18 protein-coding genes are annotated in these 14,283 nt (G+C 68.4%); 10 read left to right on the forward strand and 8 right to left on the reverse strand.

The window, feature by feature from the left end; genetic code table 11:
• Position 1 precedes the first annotated feature (1 nt).
• Both QSK25_RS34465 and QSK25_RS34470 read left to right on the forward strand, forming a co-directional pair.
• Complete coding sequence (locus QSK25_RS34465) at positions 2-445, forward strand: nucleoside deaminase (RefSeq protein ID WP_285644544.1); 444 nt, start codon at positions 2-4, stop codon at positions 443-445.
• A gap of 10 nt (positions 446-455) precedes the next feature.
• A complete protein-coding gene (locus QSK25_RS34470) occupies positions 456-854 on the forward strand; it encodes a hypothetical protein (RefSeq protein WP_285644545.1) in 399 nt (132 codons plus the stop codon).
• A 25-nt stretch (positions 855-879) separates the two neighbouring features.
• Here the strand turns inward: QSK25_RS34470 and QSK25_RS34475 are convergent, their stop codons facing one another.
• The 3 genes from QSK25_RS34475 to QSK25_RS34485 are packed head-to-tail and all read right to left on the reverse strand — an operon-like array spanning position 880 to position 3,092.
• Positions 880-1,242 carry an STAS domain-containing protein gene (locus QSK25_RS34475; protein WP_285644547.1) on the reverse strand — a complete coding sequence of 121 codons (363 nt, stop codon included), beginning with the start codon at positions 1,240-1,242 and terminating at the stop codon, positions 880-882.
• A 24-nt stretch (positions 1,243-1,266) separates the two neighbouring features.
• A complete protein-coding gene (locus tag QSK25_RS34480; RefSeq protein WP_285644549.1) occupies positions 1,267-2,025 on the reverse strand; it encodes an iron-containing redox enzyme family protein in 759 nt (252 codons plus the stop codon).
• Entirely contained in the window at positions 2,025-3,092 is a 1,068-nt protein-coding gene (locus tag QSK25_RS34485) for a carboxylate-amine ligase (protein WP_285644550.1), read from the reverse strand. The genes QSK25_RS34480 and QSK25_RS34485 overlap by 1 nt, the downstream gene beginning before the upstream one ends.
• Before the next feature lie 49 nt (positions 3,093-3,141).
• Here QSK25_RS34485 and QSK25_RS34490 point away from each other — a divergent pair, with 49 nt between their 5' ends.
• Positions 3,142-4,065, forward strand: a complete 924-nt coding sequence (locus QSK25_RS34490; protein ID WP_285644552.1) for a DNA topoisomerase IB — start codon at positions 3,142-3,144, stop codon at positions 4,063-4,065.
• 27 nt (positions 4,066-4,092) lie between these two features.
• Here QSK25_RS34490 and QSK25_RS34495 read toward each other — a convergent pair whose 3' ends face one another.
• From QSK25_RS34495 to QSK25_RS34505, 3 genes are read right to left on the reverse strand one after another with little or no spacing between them, the layout of a single operon-like run.
• Positions 4,093-4,515: a DUF4383 domain-containing protein gene (locus tag QSK25_RS34495; RefSeq protein WP_285644554.1), complete on the reverse strand. Its 423-nt coding sequence runs from the start codon at positions 4,513-4,515 to the stop codon at positions 4,093-4,095.
• A gap of 42 nt (positions 4,516-4,557) precedes the next feature.
• Positions 4,558-5,277 (reverse strand): SigB/SigF/SigG family RNA polymerase sigma factor, encoded by a 720-nt coding sequence (locus tag QSK25_RS34500; RefSeq protein WP_285644555.1) that lies wholly within the window; start codon positions 5,275-5,277, stop codon positions 4,558-4,560.
• Positions 5,278-5,289: 12 nt separating this feature from the next.
• Positions 5,290-5,754 carry an SRPBCC family protein gene (locus tag QSK25_RS34505; RefSeq protein ID WP_285644556.1) on the reverse strand — a complete coding sequence of 155 codons (465 nt, stop codon included), beginning with the start codon at positions 5,752-5,754 and terminating at the stop codon, positions 5,290-5,292.
• Between the two features lie 217 nt (positions 5,755-5,971).
• Between QSK25_RS34505 and QSK25_RS34510 the strand changes: the two genes are divergently transcribed.
• The 7 genes from QSK25_RS34510 (at position 5,972) to QSK25_RS34540 (ending at position 13,060) form a co-directional block, all read left to right on the forward strand.
• Positions 5,972-6,745 carry an ABC transporter ATP-binding protein gene (locus QSK25_RS34510; RefSeq protein WP_285644557.1) on the forward strand — a complete coding sequence of 258 codons (774 nt, stop codon included), beginning with the start codon at positions 5,972-5,974 and terminating at the stop codon, positions 6,743-6,745.
• On the forward strand, positions 6,742-7,560 hold the full coding sequence (locus QSK25_RS34515; RefSeq protein ID WP_285644559.1) for an ABC transporter ATP-binding protein: 819 nt from the start codon (positions 6,742-6,744) through the stop codon (positions 7,558-7,560). The genes QSK25_RS34510 and QSK25_RS34515 overlap by 4 nt, the downstream gene beginning before the upstream one ends.
• The gene (locus QSK25_RS34520; protein ID WP_285644561.1) at positions 7,557-9,380 is read left to right on the forward strand and encodes an AMP-dependent synthetase/ligase; all 1,824 of its coding nucleotides are present in this window, start codon (positions 7,557-7,559) and stop codon (positions 9,378-9,380) included. The genes QSK25_RS34515 and QSK25_RS34520 overlap by 4 nt, the downstream gene beginning before the upstream one ends.
• Complete coding sequence (locus QSK25_RS34525; protein ID WP_285644563.1) at positions 9,373-10,260, forward strand: branched-chain amino acid ABC transporter permease; 888 nt, start codon at positions 9,373-9,375, stop codon at positions 10,258-10,260. The genes QSK25_RS34520 and QSK25_RS34525 overlap by 8 nt, the downstream gene beginning before the upstream one ends.
• Complete coding sequence (locus QSK25_RS34530; RefSeq protein ID WP_285644566.1) at positions 10,257-11,375, forward strand: branched-chain amino acid ABC transporter permease; 1,119 nt, start codon at positions 10,257-10,259, stop codon at positions 11,373-11,375. The genes QSK25_RS34525 and QSK25_RS34530 overlap by 4 nt, the downstream gene beginning before the upstream one ends.
• 11 nt (positions 11,376-11,386) lie before the next feature.
• Positions 11,387-12,673, forward strand: coding sequence for an ABC transporter substrate-binding protein (locus QSK25_RS34535; RefSeq protein ID WP_285644568.1), 1,287 nt, complete (start codon positions 11,387-11,389; stop codon positions 12,671-12,673).
• 180 nt (positions 12,674-12,853) lie between these two features.
• A complete protein-coding gene (locus QSK25_RS34540) occupies positions 12,854-13,060 on the forward strand; it encodes a hypothetical protein (protein WP_285644569.1) in 207 nt (68 codons plus the stop codon).
• Here the strand turns inward: QSK25_RS34540 and QSK25_RS34545 are convergent.
• Together QSK25_RS34545 and QSK25_RS34550 are read right to left on the reverse strand one after the other, a co-directional pair.
• On the reverse strand, positions 13,057-13,941 hold the full coding sequence (locus tag QSK25_RS34545; RefSeq protein ID WP_285644571.1) for an alpha/beta hydrolase: 885 nt from the start codon (positions 13,939-13,941) through the stop codon (positions 13,057-13,059). The two genes, QSK25_RS34540 and QSK25_RS34545, sit on opposite strands and share 4 nt — an antisense overlap.
• Positions 13,941-14,246 (reverse strand): putative quinol monooxygenase, encoded by a 306-nt coding sequence (locus QSK25_RS34550; RefSeq protein ID WP_285644572.1) that lies wholly within the window; start codon positions 14,244-14,246, stop codon positions 13,941-13,943. The genes QSK25_RS34545 and QSK25_RS34550 overlap by 1 nt, the downstream gene beginning before the upstream one ends.
• Positions 14,247-14,283: the final 37 nt, after the last annotated feature.

Genomic DNA, 14,283 nt, shown 5'->3' on the forward strand with positions numbered 1-14,283 from the left:
CATGACAGCTGAGGAAATGCTGGCCGTCGCCGTCGAAGAGGCGCGGATGGGACTCGCCGAGGGCGGGATCCCCATCGGCGCGGCCCTCTTCGGCGGCGACGGCCGTCTGCTGGGCAGGGGCCACAACCGGCGCGTGCAGGACGGCGACGCCTCCATGCACGCCGAGACCTCGGCCTTCCGCAACGCCGGCCGCCAGCGCGGCTACCGCGGCACCACGATGGTCACCACCCTGTCGCCGTGCTGGTACTGCAGCGGCCTGGTGCGCCAGTTCGGCATCTCGAACGTCCTGATCGGCGAGGCCACGACGTTCCACGGCGGCCACGACTGGCTGGCCGAACACGGCGTGGCCATCACCGTCGTCGAGGACCCCGCGCTGATCGAGCTGATGACTTCCTTCATCGCCGAGCGCCCCGAACTCTGGTACGAGGACATCGGCCAGGACTAGGTTGGGCGGCGTGGCTGCTGTGCTGATCACCGGTGCGGACGAGGCCCTCGCACGCGAGACCTCCCGCCTGCTCACGTCCGCAGGGCACACCGTGGTCGCCGCGGCCGGGGACCTCGACGTGCTGATCATCGACGCCGGTGCCCCGCGCGAGTTCGAGAGCGCCCTCGCCGAGGTGGTCCGCGTCCTGCAGGAGCACCTTCCCCTGCTCGAACGGTCGGCGGCGCCGACCGTCGTGATCACCGGCCACGACGAGGTGGCCGAGGCCATCGCGAACCTGGTCGCCGTGCAGTACGCCAGGTCGTTCCCCCGGCTGCGGATCAACGCCGCGGGCCCGGACGCGGCGCTCATCGCTGCCACCGCGCAGGTCGGGCCGGACGGGCCGTCCGGCGCCTACTTCGAGTCCGAGTAGCGGGGTCGGCTCCGGTCCTCGCCGGTCAGGACGAGTAACGCGCGGCCGCCTCGTCCACCGACCCCACGATCGTGAACACCAGGTCGAGCCCCGTCGCCTCGATCGGCCGCAGCGCCGCACGCGTGGACGCCACCACGACGAACTCGACCCCGGCCTTCGAGGCGCGCTGCTGCCCCAGCACCAGGGCTTCGAGACCGGCGGAGCCGAGGAACCGCACCCCGCCGAGGTCCACGACGACGGCTCGCCGGCCGTCGGTCACGTGTGCGTCGAGCGGCCCGGTCAGCTCGCCGCTGGACGTGGTGTCGAGTTCGCCGGACACGCGCAGCACGACGACGTCGGCCGCGATCCTGTCGACAGCCACGGTGGCCAGGGCGGAGGGGTCGGGCACTCTTGCTCCCTTCACAGAAAAACGTCAGCACCCCACGTTAACGCGGGGCTGTGGTGCCATCCAACGCCCCCTCAGCGATGTGCGTCCCGCCTGGAGCGACGAGTGCACGTGCTGGGTGAGGCGGGCGTGCAGTTCGTGGCACGCGGTGAAGCCGAGGCGGACGTCCTCCGGCGGGCACTGGACGGGCAGCAGTTGGGCGAACGGGTCGCCGCCGATGGTGTCGACCGCGGTCAGGAAGCCGACGAGGGCGCCGACGAGGCGCTGGTGTGCGCCGAACAACGACAGCGCGTTCACCAGGGCGAGGGTCGGGGCCGGCATTTCGTCGACGGCGGCTGCCGGGGCGAGGTCGCGCAACGTCACGGAGAACAGCACCGGGTGGGTGCGGGTGCCGTAGGCGTCGCCGTGGAGGTCGCGCAGCACCGAGCGCATCTCGCGGCGCGGCTGCCAGAAGGCGTGGTGCTTGCGGAGCTCCTGAAGTCCTTCGGGGCCCAGCACGGCGGGGGAGGTGGTCTCGGCCAGCGACCTCAGCGCCTCCTCCCAGCGGGCTTCCAGCGTCGCGTGGAACTGGGCCAGCGCCGGGTGTTCGTCCCAGCCGGGGGCGGCGTCGTCGAAACCGCGGGTGCGCAGCTCGGAACAGATCCACAGCGACAGCTGCAGGTCGTCGTCCTGCCAGGCGTCCCTGGTGCCGCCGCTCGCGAGCAGCGCGGGGCGGGGTGGGGGAGGCAGGCGCAGCGCCGCGACCAGGGCTGAGCTCATGTGGCCGCGGGGAGCGGGGAGGCGCATCAGGTTTCCTCACGCGTTCGGGCGATCAGCATGTCCACAAGGGACTCGGGGTCCGGGCAGCGTCGTTGCCGAGCGGCACCGCAGCCGTTGTGGCGCAACCAGTCCAACTGCTGCTCCACAGTAGACAGAGTGCCACGATCGCGCAGCGCGACCTCGACGTGCTCAACGAGCGACACTGCCCGGTCGAACGCGGGGGAGAGTTTTCCGGTGTGTGGATCGGCGGCCAGTCCGTCGACCCCGTCGCGCGACGCCCGCCAATATGCCGCCCGCAGCACGGGATCGTCCACCCGCCCTTCGGAGGGTTCCGTCACGACGAGGGCCCGGATCAGCTCGGCGAGCACGGCGACTTCCGTTGCCAGCTGGGGAATGTCCGCGACGCGCACCTCGACCGTCGGATGATCGGCGGACGGTCGGACGTCCCAGTACACCATCGCCCTGTCCATCAGCGCTTCCGAGCTGATCAACGCCTGCACGGTGCGGTCGTAGTCGGCGGGCTCGCGCCAGAACGGCGGCGGCCCGCTCACCGGCCAGCGCGACCACACCATCGACCGCCAGCTCGCGTAACCGGTGTCCTCCCCCTGGTGGTAGGGGGAGTTGGCGCTCAGCGCCAGCAACGTCGGCAGCCACACCCTCAGCTTGTTGGACGCCGCCAACGCTTCGGACTTCGATGGAACTCCGACGTGGACGTGCAGCCCGCACGCACCCGTTCCGGTCACGAGTCTTCGGTGGGAGTACTCGATCCGGTGATAGCGCGGGTCGTCCGATCCGGGAGGCGGACCGGCCTCGCCGATCGGTGGCATCCCGGTGGCGACCAACCGGCAGCCGGCCTGGTCGGCGGCGTCCACGAGCACCCGGCGTCCCAGCCGGACCTGCTCGGACAGCTCGTCGAACGACGAGGTCACCCCGGTCGCGATCTCGATCTGGAACGGCGTGAGCTCACCCTGCACGTCGAGGTCGCCAGGCGCGCGCGAGAGCTCCCGCACCCGTGGCGCCAGTGCTACCGGCCGCCGCGACGCGGGGTCCACGAGCAGGAACTCCTGCTCGACACCGACCGTGTGGTGACTCATCGGCGAGCGGGTACCCGCGTGCTACGGAGATCAATCTTGGAGTGACCACTTGAGACTGCGACGCAGCAACCCGGCCGGACCGGGCTGGACCAGAAGGCGGCACGGCAGCGGCTTCCGCTACCTCGACGAGCACGGCCACGCCCTGCCCGCCGACGCCGTGAAAAGGGTGAAAGACCTGGTCATCCCGCCCGCGTGGCGGGAGGTGTGGATCAGCGCGCACCCCAACGGCCACATCCAGGCCGTCGGCTACGACGACGCGGGCCGCAAGCAGTACCGCTACCACGACAAGTGGCGCACCGACCGCGACGCCGAGAAGTTCGACCGCGTGCTGAAACTCGCTCCGAAGCTGAAGGCGTTCCGCGCGCAGGTCGAGCAGGACATGAGGTCACGCGGCCGCAAGCGCCTGCTCGCCATCGCGCTGCGCGTGCTCGACCTGGGCATCTTCCGCGTCGGCCACGAGCAGTACGCCGAGGAGAACGGCACCCACGGCGTCGCGACCCTGCTCTGCGAACACCTGAACGTCCGCGGCGACCGCGTCCGGTTCACCTTCCCCGCCAAGTCCGGCGTCGAGGTGGACCAGGAGATCACCGACCCGGCACTCGCGAGGGCGGTCCGCTCGCTGCTGCGCGGCCAGACCCCGGACTGCCGCGTCTTCGACCTCACCGCCGATGACGTCAACGAGCGCTTCCGCGAACTCGTCGGCGACGAGTTCAGCGTGAAGGACCTGCGCACCTGGCACGCCACGGTGTTCGCCGCGCAGGCGTTCGCCGACGCCCTGAAGGAACGCGGCAAGCCGTCGAAGCGCGCGATCAGCGCGGTGATGAAGGAGGTCTCCGAGGACCTGGGCAACACGCCGTCCGTCGCGAGGAAGTCCTACGTGGATCCGCGCCTGGTGGAGGCGTTCGAGCACGGCAGCGTCATCGGCCGGGGCGATCCGGAACGCGCGGTGCTCAGGTTGCTGAAGAGCGCGTGACCGAGGCGGCCGGGGCGACCGGCCGCCTCAGGCGGGCTTGAGAGCGGCCTTGTCGCACTGCCTGCACCAGGCGGCACCCTGCGCCGCCGCCAGGCAGGCGAACCCGGCGACGAAGTGCAGCGCGTTCGAGCCCGGGTTCACGTTCAGGAAGTTCACGACCTGATCGTCGTAGCGCGCGAGCCCGAGCCCGAACATCACCAGGAACAGCACGGCGAGCAGCAGGCCGGTGCTGCTCAACGCCTTCAAACGCGCGTACGACGCCAGCAGCGCCGCGCCGAACACCAGGTGGATGACGTTCTGCAGGGGGTTCACCCGCAGACCGAGGATCCAGGTGCCGGCCTCGCCCGCGAACGGCGAGAACCCGGTCACGAAGAACCCGGCCACTCCCCAGACGACGAGCAGCGCGCCAGTGCTGATCGCGAGCTTCTGGGGCCACCGCAACCGGTTCATGGGAGCAGTATCGCCAGAACCGGACATTCTCGCTCGCTCATGTCACTCCTCCGCCAGCAGGTCGTGCCTCAACTGCTCCAGGGACTTGGTGAGCAGCCGGGACACGTGCATCTGCGAGATGCCCACGCGGCGGGCTATCTCGGTCTGGGTGAGCCTGCCGAAGAAGCGCAGCACGACGATCGTGCGTTCCCGGCGAGGAAGGCCCCGCAGCATGGGCTGCAGGGCCTCGTGGATCTCGACGCCTTCCAGTGCCGGGTCGTCGACGGTGGAACCTTCGAGCGTGTCGAGGGACGCGAACGCGATGTTCTTCTCGATCCGCAGACCCTCGTAGACGTCGGTGAGCGGGATCCCGAGGTGCCGGGCGATCTCGGAGGGAGTGGGAGACCGCCCGGTGCGGTGCGACAGTTCGGCGGTGGCTCCGTCGATCGAGTCGCACAGCTCTTTCAACCTGCGGGGCACGCGCACCGCCCAGCACTGGTCGCGGAAGTGGCGCCGCACCTCGCCGGTGATCGTCGGCACGGCGTAGGACAGGAAGTCCGTCTGCCGGCCGACGTCGAATCGGTCGATGGCGTTGATCAGGCCTACTGCGGCCACCTGCGCGAGGTCTTCCATGGGCTCGCCGCGTTCGCTGAAGCGACGGGCGATGTGCCGGGCGAGCGGGAGGTACTCGCGCACCAGCTTGTCTCGCAGCACGTAGTAACGAGGCGAGTTACGCGCGGTGCGGCCGAGTTCCTCGAACGCCGCGTGCTGGTCTGGCGTCAACGCGCACCGCGATCAGACCTGGGGCGGCGGCGTCACGTCGCCACGCCACGCGCCGGTCTCCACACCGCGGTTCTCGATGAACTCCTTGAACCGCTTGAGGTCGCCCTCCACCCGCTGGCCGACGACGCCGAGTGCCGCGCCCGCCTTCTCGATGAACGTCTCGGGGTGGTACTCCATCTGGACGTGCACCCGAGTGGTGTCGTTGTCGATCCGGTGGAACGTGACCACGCCGCCCTGCGGCGCGCCGTCGACCGTCGTCCACGCGACCCGCTCGTCCGGGTGCTGCTCGGTGATCTCGGCGTCGAACTCGCGCACGACACCGCCGATCTTCGTGGTCCAGTGCGTCTTCGTCGGCGTGAGCTGGTCGATCTTCTCGACGCCGTCCATGAACGCCGGGAAGGATTCGAACTGGGTCCACTGGTTGTAGGCCGTGCTCACCGGCACGTGGACGTCCACCGACTTCTCAATGGTGGTCACGAAACCTCCTCCTTCATCTTGGCGTCGGAAGGTGAGTACCCGCGTCACGCGCCGTTACACATCCGTCATGTGTCCACTCAGGACGGTCACGCAGAGTGGTGCACCAATCGCGATCTGCACATCACGAAATCGCCCACAGTGGTCAAACCGCTCTGTGATCCAAGTCTCACGAGCGGCATACTGCGCGGTATGTCACGACGCCCCACAGGAGGCGCTGGTGCTCGAAGCGAACAACCTCGAGGTTGTCTACGACGACGTGATGCTGGTGCTCAGGGGCGTGAGCCTGAAGGTGCCGCGGGGCAAGGTCGTGGCCCTGCTCGGTGCCAACGGAGCAGGCAAGACGACGTTGATGAGGGCCTTCAGCGGGCTCCTCGACGTGCACGACGGCAAGGTCACCAAGGGCTCGATCACGCTCGACGGTGAACCGATCCACCGCCTCTCACCGGCGAAGATCGCGGACCGCGGCATCAAGCAGGCGCTGGAGGGCCGGCGGATCCTGGCCGAGCTCACGGTCGAGGAGAACCTCAAGGTCGGCGGCCACGCCAGGCCGAAGAGGCTCAACCACAACCTCGAACGCTGCTACGAGATGTTCCCGCGGCTGCTGGAGCGGCGAAGACAGAGCGCGGGCTACCTGTCCGGCGGCGAGCAGCAGATGCTCTCGATCGGCCGGGCGCTCATGTCGGAACCGTCCTACCTGCTGCTGGACGAACCGAGCCTCGGCCTCGCGCCGCTGCTCGTGCAGCAGATCCGCGACCTCGTCGTGAAGATCAACGAACAGGGCACCACGGTCCTGCTGGTCGAGCAGAACGCCAGCATGGCGCTCTCCATCGCCGACCACGGCTACGTGCTCGAGACCGGCAAGGTCGTCATGGACAAGCCGGCGGACGCACTCCTCGCCGACGACGACATCCGCGAGTTCTACCTCGGTCTCGGCACCTCCTCGTTCCGTGCGGTCAAGCACTACAAGCGTCGGAAGCGGTGGTTGTCTTGAGCGTCGACGTGCGCACCTCAGCGGAGGCGCCCTCCACCTCCGTTCTGGAGGTCAGCGAGATCCGGCTCGCGTTCGACGGCGTCGTGGCCGTCGACACCGTGTCGTTCACGGTCGAGCAAGGCGAGCTCTTCGCCATCATCGGCCCGAACGGCGCCGGCAAGACGTCCATCTTCAACGTCCTGAGCGGCGTCTACCGGCCGCAGCGCGGGACCGTCCGGTTCCACGGCGACGACCTGGTCGGCATGCGGCCGCACAAGATCGCCGCGCGGGGCATGGCCCGCACGTTCCAGAACATCGAGCTGTTCTCGCACCTCACGGTCGTCGACAACCTGATGCTGGGGCGCCACAACCACATGCGGTACGGCGCGCTCTCGGCGTTCGTCTGGCTCGGCAAAGCACGCAACGAGGAGCTGAAGAACCGGGCGGCGGTCGAGGACGTCATCGACTTCCTGGAACTGGAGCAGTGGCGGCGCTTCCCGGTCGGCCTGCTGCCCTACGGCGTGCAGAAGCGCGTCGAACTCGGCCGCGCGCTCGCGATGGAACCCAAGCTGCTGCTGCTCGACGAGCCGGTCGCCGGCATGAACGTCGAGGAGACCGAGGACATGGCGCGGTTCATCCTCGACGTCCGGGAGGAGCTGAACATCCCGATGATCATGGTGGAGCACGACATGGGCCTGGTCATGGACCTCGCGGACCGCGTGATGGTCATGGACTTCGGTCGCCCGATCCGCACCGGCACCCCTGCTGAGGTGCAGCAGGACCCGGACGTCATCCGCGCGTACCTCGGCGAGCAGCACAAGAGCGTGACGCCATGACAACAACGACCGTCGTCACGCGCGTGCGGGACCGCGCTTCCGGAACACCCGACCAGGTCGCCTTGCGCGCCAAGGACTTCGGCATTTGGCAGGAGGTCACCTGGGCCTGCTACTGGGCGAACGTCGAACTCGTCGGTCACGCGCTGCTGGCGTTGGGACTCCAGCCGGGCGAACGGGTCGCGATCCACTCCGAGAACCGGCGCGAGTGGCTCTACGCCGACCTCGGCACGGTCGCGGCGCGCGGCATCACCGTCGGCCTCTACCCGACGAACCCCGCCTCCGAGGTCGCCTACCTGCTGTCGCACTCCGGCACGCGCATCCTGATCGCCGAGGACCAGGAGCAGGTCGACAAGGCGTTGCTGGTGCTGGAGGACACGCCCGACCTGGAGTGGATCGTCTACGTCGAGCCGCGCGGGATCAAGGGCCGCTACGACAACCCGAAGCTGCTGGCCTGGGACGACTTCCTGGCACTCGGTGCCGCCCACCGCGACGAGTTCCCGGCCGAGCTCGCCGAGCGGATGGCGGCGACCGAGTCCGGGGACGTCATGACGTTGATCTACACGTCCGGCACCACCGGGCCACCCAAGGGCGCGATGCTCACCGTGGCGAACGTCGAGTTCGCCGTCCACGTGCTGGTGGAGGGCGGCGGTTTCACTTCGCCACCGCCGTCCTCCGCCGACGTCACGCTGTCGTACCTGCCGCTGTGCCACGTCGCCGAGCGCATCTTCACGACGTGGTTCAGCGCGGCGAGCGGCGTGCGCGTCCACTTCGCCGAGTCGATCGAGACGGTGCAGGCGAACCTGCGCGAGGTCCAGCCGACGATCCTGTTCGGCGTGCCGCGGATCTGGGAGAAGGTGCTGGCGGGCGTCAAGATCGGCGTCTCCAGCGCGTCCTGGATCAAGCGCACGACCACCCGGTTCTGGTTGCGCAGGGCCGAAAGCATCGGCGAGACGCTGGTGAGGACCGGCGGCAAGCACACCGCACGGAGCCGGATCGTCTACGCGCTGGGCTGGCTCGTCTGCTTCCGTGCGCTGAAGGCCCGCATCGGCATGCGGCACGTCCGGTACGCCGCCTCGGGCGCCGCTCCGATCGCGCCGGACGTGCTGAAGTTCTTCATGGGCATCGGGGTGCCGATGCACGAGGTCTACGGCATGACCGAGAACACCGCCGTGGCCACCGGGAACCGCCCCGGCCGGGTCAAGCTCGGCACCGTCGGCGAACCGCAGCCCGGCACCGAACTGCGGATCGACGAGGAGACCGGCGAGGTCCTCACCAGGCACGGCGGCACGTTCGCCGGCTACTGGCAGGACCCCGAGGCCACCGCGCGGGTCATGAGCGACGGCTGGCTGCACACCGGTGACGTCGGCGAGTGGGTCGACGGCACGCACGTGAAGATCACCGACCGGATGAAGGACATCATCATCACCGCGGGCGGCAAGAACATCGCGCCGTCCGAGCTGGAGAACGCCCTCAAGACCTCGCCGTACATCAAGGAGGCGGTCGTCATCGGCGACCAGCGCGCGTACCTCGTGGCGCTGATCGGCATCGAGTACGAGACCGTCGGCCACTGGGCGCAGCAGCGCAAGATCACCTACACCACCTACCGGGACCTGTCGGAGAAACCCGAGGTGCTGGAGCTGGTGCAGAAGATCGTGACCGAGGCCAACGGGAAGTTCGCCCAGGTCGAGCAGATCAAGAAGTTCCGGATGTTCCCCAAGGAGCTCGACCACGAGGACGGCGAGCTGACCGCGACGCAGAAGGTGAAGAGATCCGCGCTGGGCAAGATGTTCGACGACCTCGTGGAGAGCATGTATGGATGAGTTTCTCCAGTCGTTGATCCGGGGCCTCGGCACCGGGTCGATCTACGCGCTGCTCGCGCTCGGCTTCGTGATCATCTACAAGTCGACGCAGGTGATCAGCTTCGCGCAGCCGGCGTTCATGCTGGCCGGTGCCGTGCTGGTCTCGTACCTCTCGCCCGCGGTGACGTTCGTGGGCGCGGTGGTCGTGGCCGCCGTGGTGATCGCGGTGCTGGCCCTGGGCGTGGAACGCACGGTGCTGCGGCCGATGGTCGGCAAGCCGGTGTTCGTGGTCGCGATCATCACCATCGGCGTGGACGTCGTGGTCAGGGTCGTCACCAACGCGTTCATCGGCCTCGACGTCCGGCAGGTCGGCGACCCGTGGGGCCTGAACACGGTGAACTTCCTCGGCGCCGAGGTGCAGCAACGCTACCTGGTCATGATCGCGACGACCGCCGTCGTGACCGCCGCGCTGTTCCTGTTCTTCCGCTACTCGCGGATCGGCCTCGCCATGCGGGCGGTCGCCTACGACCAGGAAGTCGCGCTGGCACAGGGTGTGTCGGTCGGATCGGTGTTCGCGTTGTCGTGGGCGCTGGCCGGCGGGCTCGCCGCGCTGGCCGGGGTGTTCGTCGCGACGGGCGCCGGGGTCGACCAGCAGCTGTGGATCGTGGCGCTGAAAGCGTTGCCCGCCATCATCATCGGAGGTCTGGAGTCGTTGGGCGGTGCGGTCGTCGGCGGGCTCACGGTCGGTGTCGTCGAGTCGCTCTTCGGCACCTATCAGAACGACTTCGCGCCGTGGCTCGGACCGAACTTCGGACTGGTCGCGCCGTACGCGTTGATGCTGCTCGTGTTGCTCGTCAGACCGTACGGACTGTTCGGCAAGAAGGAGGTGGAGCGCCTGTGAAAGGGCCGAAGACCATCAAGGGCAGGCCAGAGCTCTACACCTCCTACGGGCAGGACATGGCGTTCCTGAACACGCGCCCGAAGCGTGTTTCGGTCTCCGGCCTGGTCGTGATCGCGTTGCTGATGCCGTTCATGATCACCGACGATCTCCTCCAGCTGCTCGCGACGGGGTTCGTGGCGGCGATCGGTGCGATCGGGCTCAACATCGTCACGGGCTACGCGGGCCAGGTCTCGCTGGGCCACGCCTTCTTCCTGGCGATCGGCGCCTACACGGGTGCGGCGCTGAGCGGTTCCGAGACCGGGCGGGTGATCGGGTTCGGCGTCACGTCGCTGCCGATCTGGCTGCTGGCCTCGGGATTGGTGGCCGCGTTCTTCGGCGTGCTGGTCGCGCCGGTGGCGGTGCGGTTGCGCGGTCTCTACCTCGCGATCGTGACGCTCGGGCTGGTCTTCCTGGGAGAGCACGTCTTCAAGGAGTGGACCTCGCTCACCGGCGGTCCCGGTATCGGGCGACCGGCGGCGGTCCCCGAGCTGTTCGGGGTGCGGCTGGACCAGAGCAACTCGGTGTTCACCGCGGCACAGATGCTCTACCTGCTGATGTTCGTGCTGCTGGTGATCTTCGGCGTGCTGGCCCGCAACCTGGTCAGGTCACGGGTCGGGCGGGCGTTCGCGGCGGTGCGCGACCGCGACCTGGCCGCGTCGGTCATCGGCGTGGACCTGACGAGGTACAAGGTGCTCGCGTTCGCGGTGTCCTCGTTCTACGCGGGTGTCGCGGGCGCGTTGTTGTTCGTGGTGAACGGGTTCTTCGATCCCGGCTCGTTCAACCTCTTGTTGTCAGTGCAGTACATCGCGATGGTGCTCATCGGCGGCGCGGGCACCATCTCCGGAGCGATCATGGGCGCGCTCTTCATCACTCTGCTGCCACGCATCACCAGGGAACTGCCCACGGTGCTGCCGTTCATCAGTGGTGACGCGACCGGCGTGATCACGGTCTTCCAGGTGGAGGCCGTGCTCTACGGCGTGCTCATCATCGTGTTCCTCATCGTCGAGCCACGAGGGTTGTTCGGCATCTGGGTCCGCGTCCGCAACTACTGGCGCACCTGGCCGTTCTCGTACTGAGGAGATTCCCCATGTCTGGTAAGAGAGTCGCCGTGATTTTCGTAGGGGCGTTAGCCCTGGCATCGTGCCGAGGATCCGACGGCGCGGCGCCGCAGGAGGGCGCGGGCGGGATCAAGGTCGACGTCGGAGTGACGTCCGAGGCGTGTCCCAACGCCGTCGACAAGGCCAAGGGCTGCATCTACCTGGGCACCATCTCGGACCTCACCGAAGGCCCGTTCAAGACGCTGGCCGTGCCGATCACGGACTCGCAGAAGGCGTTCTGGAAGCGCGTCAACGACAAGGGCGGCATCGGCGGGTACGAGGTCGACGTCACCAAGTACGTCAAGGACAACAAGTACAACCCGCAGATCCACAACCAGGTCTACCAGGAGATCAAGGGCAACGTGCTGGCGCTGACCCAGACCCTGGGCTCGCCGACGACCGCCGCGATCCTGCCGGACATGAAGAACACGCAGATGGTCGCGGTGCCGGCGTCGTGGACCTCGTTGTGGGGCTTCGAGGACGGCGTGCTGGAGTCCGGCGCGAACTACTGCGTCGAGTCGATGAACACCGTCGACTACGCCGTCGAGAAGATGGGCGTGAAGTCCGTCATGGCCGTGCACAACGCCGGTGACTACGGCGACGACGCGGCGGCCGGTGCGAAGATCGCGGCGGAGAAGCGCGGGCTGACGTTCGAGAACGTCACCACCCAGGCGGGCCAGGACAACCAGGGCGGCGCGATCGACGCGGTGGTGTCGAAGAAGCCGGACCTGGTCGTGCTGACGACCGGCCCGACCGACGCGGCCGTGATCATCGGGCAGGCCGCGGCCCGCGGCTTCAAGGGCAGGTTCATCGGCACCTCGCCGACGTGGAACCCCGGTCTGCTGAAGTCGCCGGCCGCTCCCGCGATCAAGGCGCTGTACATGCAGTCGGCGCCGTGGAAGTCGTGGAGCACCGAGTCCGTCGGCCACACCGCGATGCGCGCGGCACTGCCGGGCGTGACGCCGAACGACGGCTACACGGCCGGTTGGGTGTGGGCGTACCCGTTGAAGGCGGCGCTCGAAAAGGCGGCCGCCAACAAGGACCTGACGCGGGCCGGTGTGCTGAACGCTGTGAAGCAGCTCACCTCTGTGGACTACGAGGGGATGCTCCCTTCGGGTGCAGGCAATTTCTCCGCTTCGCCCCAGGACGCACTGTTCCGCCAGAGCACCCTCTACCAGCCCGACGACGCCTCTCCGACCGGAGTCACGCTGGTAGAGGACTTCTTCACCGGTTCCACGGCCAAGGACTTCAAGTTCGAGAAGCCCTGCTACCAATGAACCGAACGGGTGATACTCGACCCTGACCGTCGCGATCTCTGACTACCCTCGTGGTGAGCCCTTAGGAGGTCGTTAGCGGTGTTGTCGTGCGTCGAGATTCGCCGATCCGCTGGAGGGCTCCGGTTATTCGTCCGTCCCCCGGCCGCGCTGAGCTGGAACGCGCGGCTGGGGTACGACCGGGTGTCGGAGTTGCTGGAAGCCATTCGTCAGACCGAGTCGTGCACGGTGCCGGACGTGGCACTGACGTTCGTGCCCGACCAGCGCACCGGTGAAGCGGTGCTGAAGTGCGAGACCGGGTCCGTTCTGCTGGACGCCGAAGAGGTGGCGACGTTGTCCACCGCGCTCCGCGCGCACATGCCGGACCGCATGAGGCCACTTCCGGTCTAACGGAGTTTTGCCGCAAGCCACTCCGTGCGGGTGCGCCGCGCCCGCACGGAGAGCGCGGCCTCGGGGAAGATCGCGTCGAACCCGTGGAACCCGCCCGCCCACGTGTGCAGTTCCGCGTCACCGCCCGCCGCCCAGATGCGGGAGGCGTAGGCGACGTCCTCGTCCCGGAACACCTCCGCCGTGCCGGTGTCGACGTACGTGGCGGGCAGGCCCGCCAGGTCGTCGGCCAGAGCCGGTGACACATAACGTGAAACGGTCGTGCGGTCACCCAGGACGGCGCGCCATCCGAACTCGTTCATCTCGCGCGTCCACACGCCCGGCACGCCGGAGTGCTGCCTGCTCGACGTGGAATCGTTGCGGTGGTCCAGCATCGGGCAGATCAGCACCTGCGCGGCGATCTCCGGACCGCCGAGGTCGCGGGCCATCAACGTGATCCCGGCGGCAAGCCCGCCACCCGCGCTGATGCCCGCCACGACGAGCTTCCCGGTACCGAGGTTCTCCGCTGTCCACAAGAGACCGCGGTAGCAGTCGTCGACGAGTGTGCTGCCGGTCGCCTCCGGGGCGAGCCGGTGCTCGACGGTGACCACGGCGACGCCGAGTTCCGCGAGCCACTGCAACGGGATGTCGATCTGTGAGAACCGGTCGCCCATCACCATGCCGCCGCCGTGGATCCAGTAGACGCACGCGGTGGGCGTGATCCCCCTGGGGCGGAACACGGTCAGCACGATCTCACCGAGGTCGACGTCCTGCCGGTCGGCGTCGGTCGTGAACGGCGGGGACGGCATCCGGCGGATCTGCTGGAGCAGCTCGGGCGTGAGTTCGGTGGACAGCGGCATCTCGGCGAGGAGGGCGCGCAGCTCGGGGTCGAGGGCGAGGGGCATCAGAACGCCGCCTTGCCACCGACGGGCAGCTCGTCCAGGTACGTGGACTCGCCGTCGAGCAACGTCTGCAGGTTCGCGACCAGCGCCTGCGCCTCGTCGCTCGCGAAGAACGCGCTGTGCGCCTCGGGGGTCGTCCAGCCCTCCGTCACGTACACGACGTCCGGGTTGGTGGTCGAGCGGCCGACCAGGAAGACGACGCAGTCGTCGTTGGTGAGCGACGGCGCGTCGAGCAGGAACTCGACGACCTCGTCGCCCTTGCCGGGCTTCGCGGTCAGGGTGGCGTGGAAACCGTGCTGGACGCTCATCTGTTCCTACCTCTCGTCGTTCTGGCGATGTCTCAAT

This window comes from Lentzea sp. NBRC 102530 (assembly GCF_030269365.1).
Classification (GTDB): domain Bacteria; phylum Actinomycetota; class Actinomycetes; order Mycobacteriales; family Pseudonocardiaceae; genus Lentzea.

Coding starts and splice junctions, on each gene's coding strand:
- QSK25_RS34480 (WP_285644549.1), bottom strand. CDS start 2,025: ATGCGCCTCCCCGCTCCCCGCGGCCACATGAGCTCAGCCCTGGTCGCG.
- QSK25_RS34535 (WP_285644568.1), top strand. CDS start 11,387: ATGTCTGGTAAGAGAGTCGCCGTGATTTTCGTAGGGGCGTTAGCCCTG.
- QSK25_RS34545 (WP_285644571.1), bottom strand. CDS start 13,941: ATGCCCCTCGCCCTCGACCCCGAGCTGCGCGCCCTCCTCGCCGAGATG.
- QSK25_RS34465 (WP_285644544.1), top strand. CDS start 2: ATGACAGCTGAGGAAATGCTGGCCGTCGCCGTCGAAGAGGCGCGGATG.
- QSK25_RS34495 (WP_285644554.1), bottom strand. CDS start 4,515: ATGAACCGGTTGCGGTGGCCCCAGAAGCTCGCGATCAGCACTGGCGCG.
- QSK25_RS34485 (WP_285644550.1), bottom strand. CDS start 3,092: ATGAGTCACCACACGGTCGGTGTCGAGCAGGAGTTCCTGCTCGTGGAC.
- QSK25_RS34520 (WP_285644561.1), top strand. CDS start 7,557: ATGACAACAACGACCGTCGTCACGCGCGTGCGGGACCGCGCTTCCGGA.
- QSK25_RS34525 (WP_285644563.1), top strand. CDS start 9,373: ATGGATGAGTTTCTCCAGTCGTTGATCCGGGGCCTCGGCACCGGGTCG.
- QSK25_RS34550 (WP_285644572.1), bottom strand. CDS start 14,246: ATGAGCGTCCAGCACGGTTTCCACGCCACCCTGACCGCGAAGCCCGGC.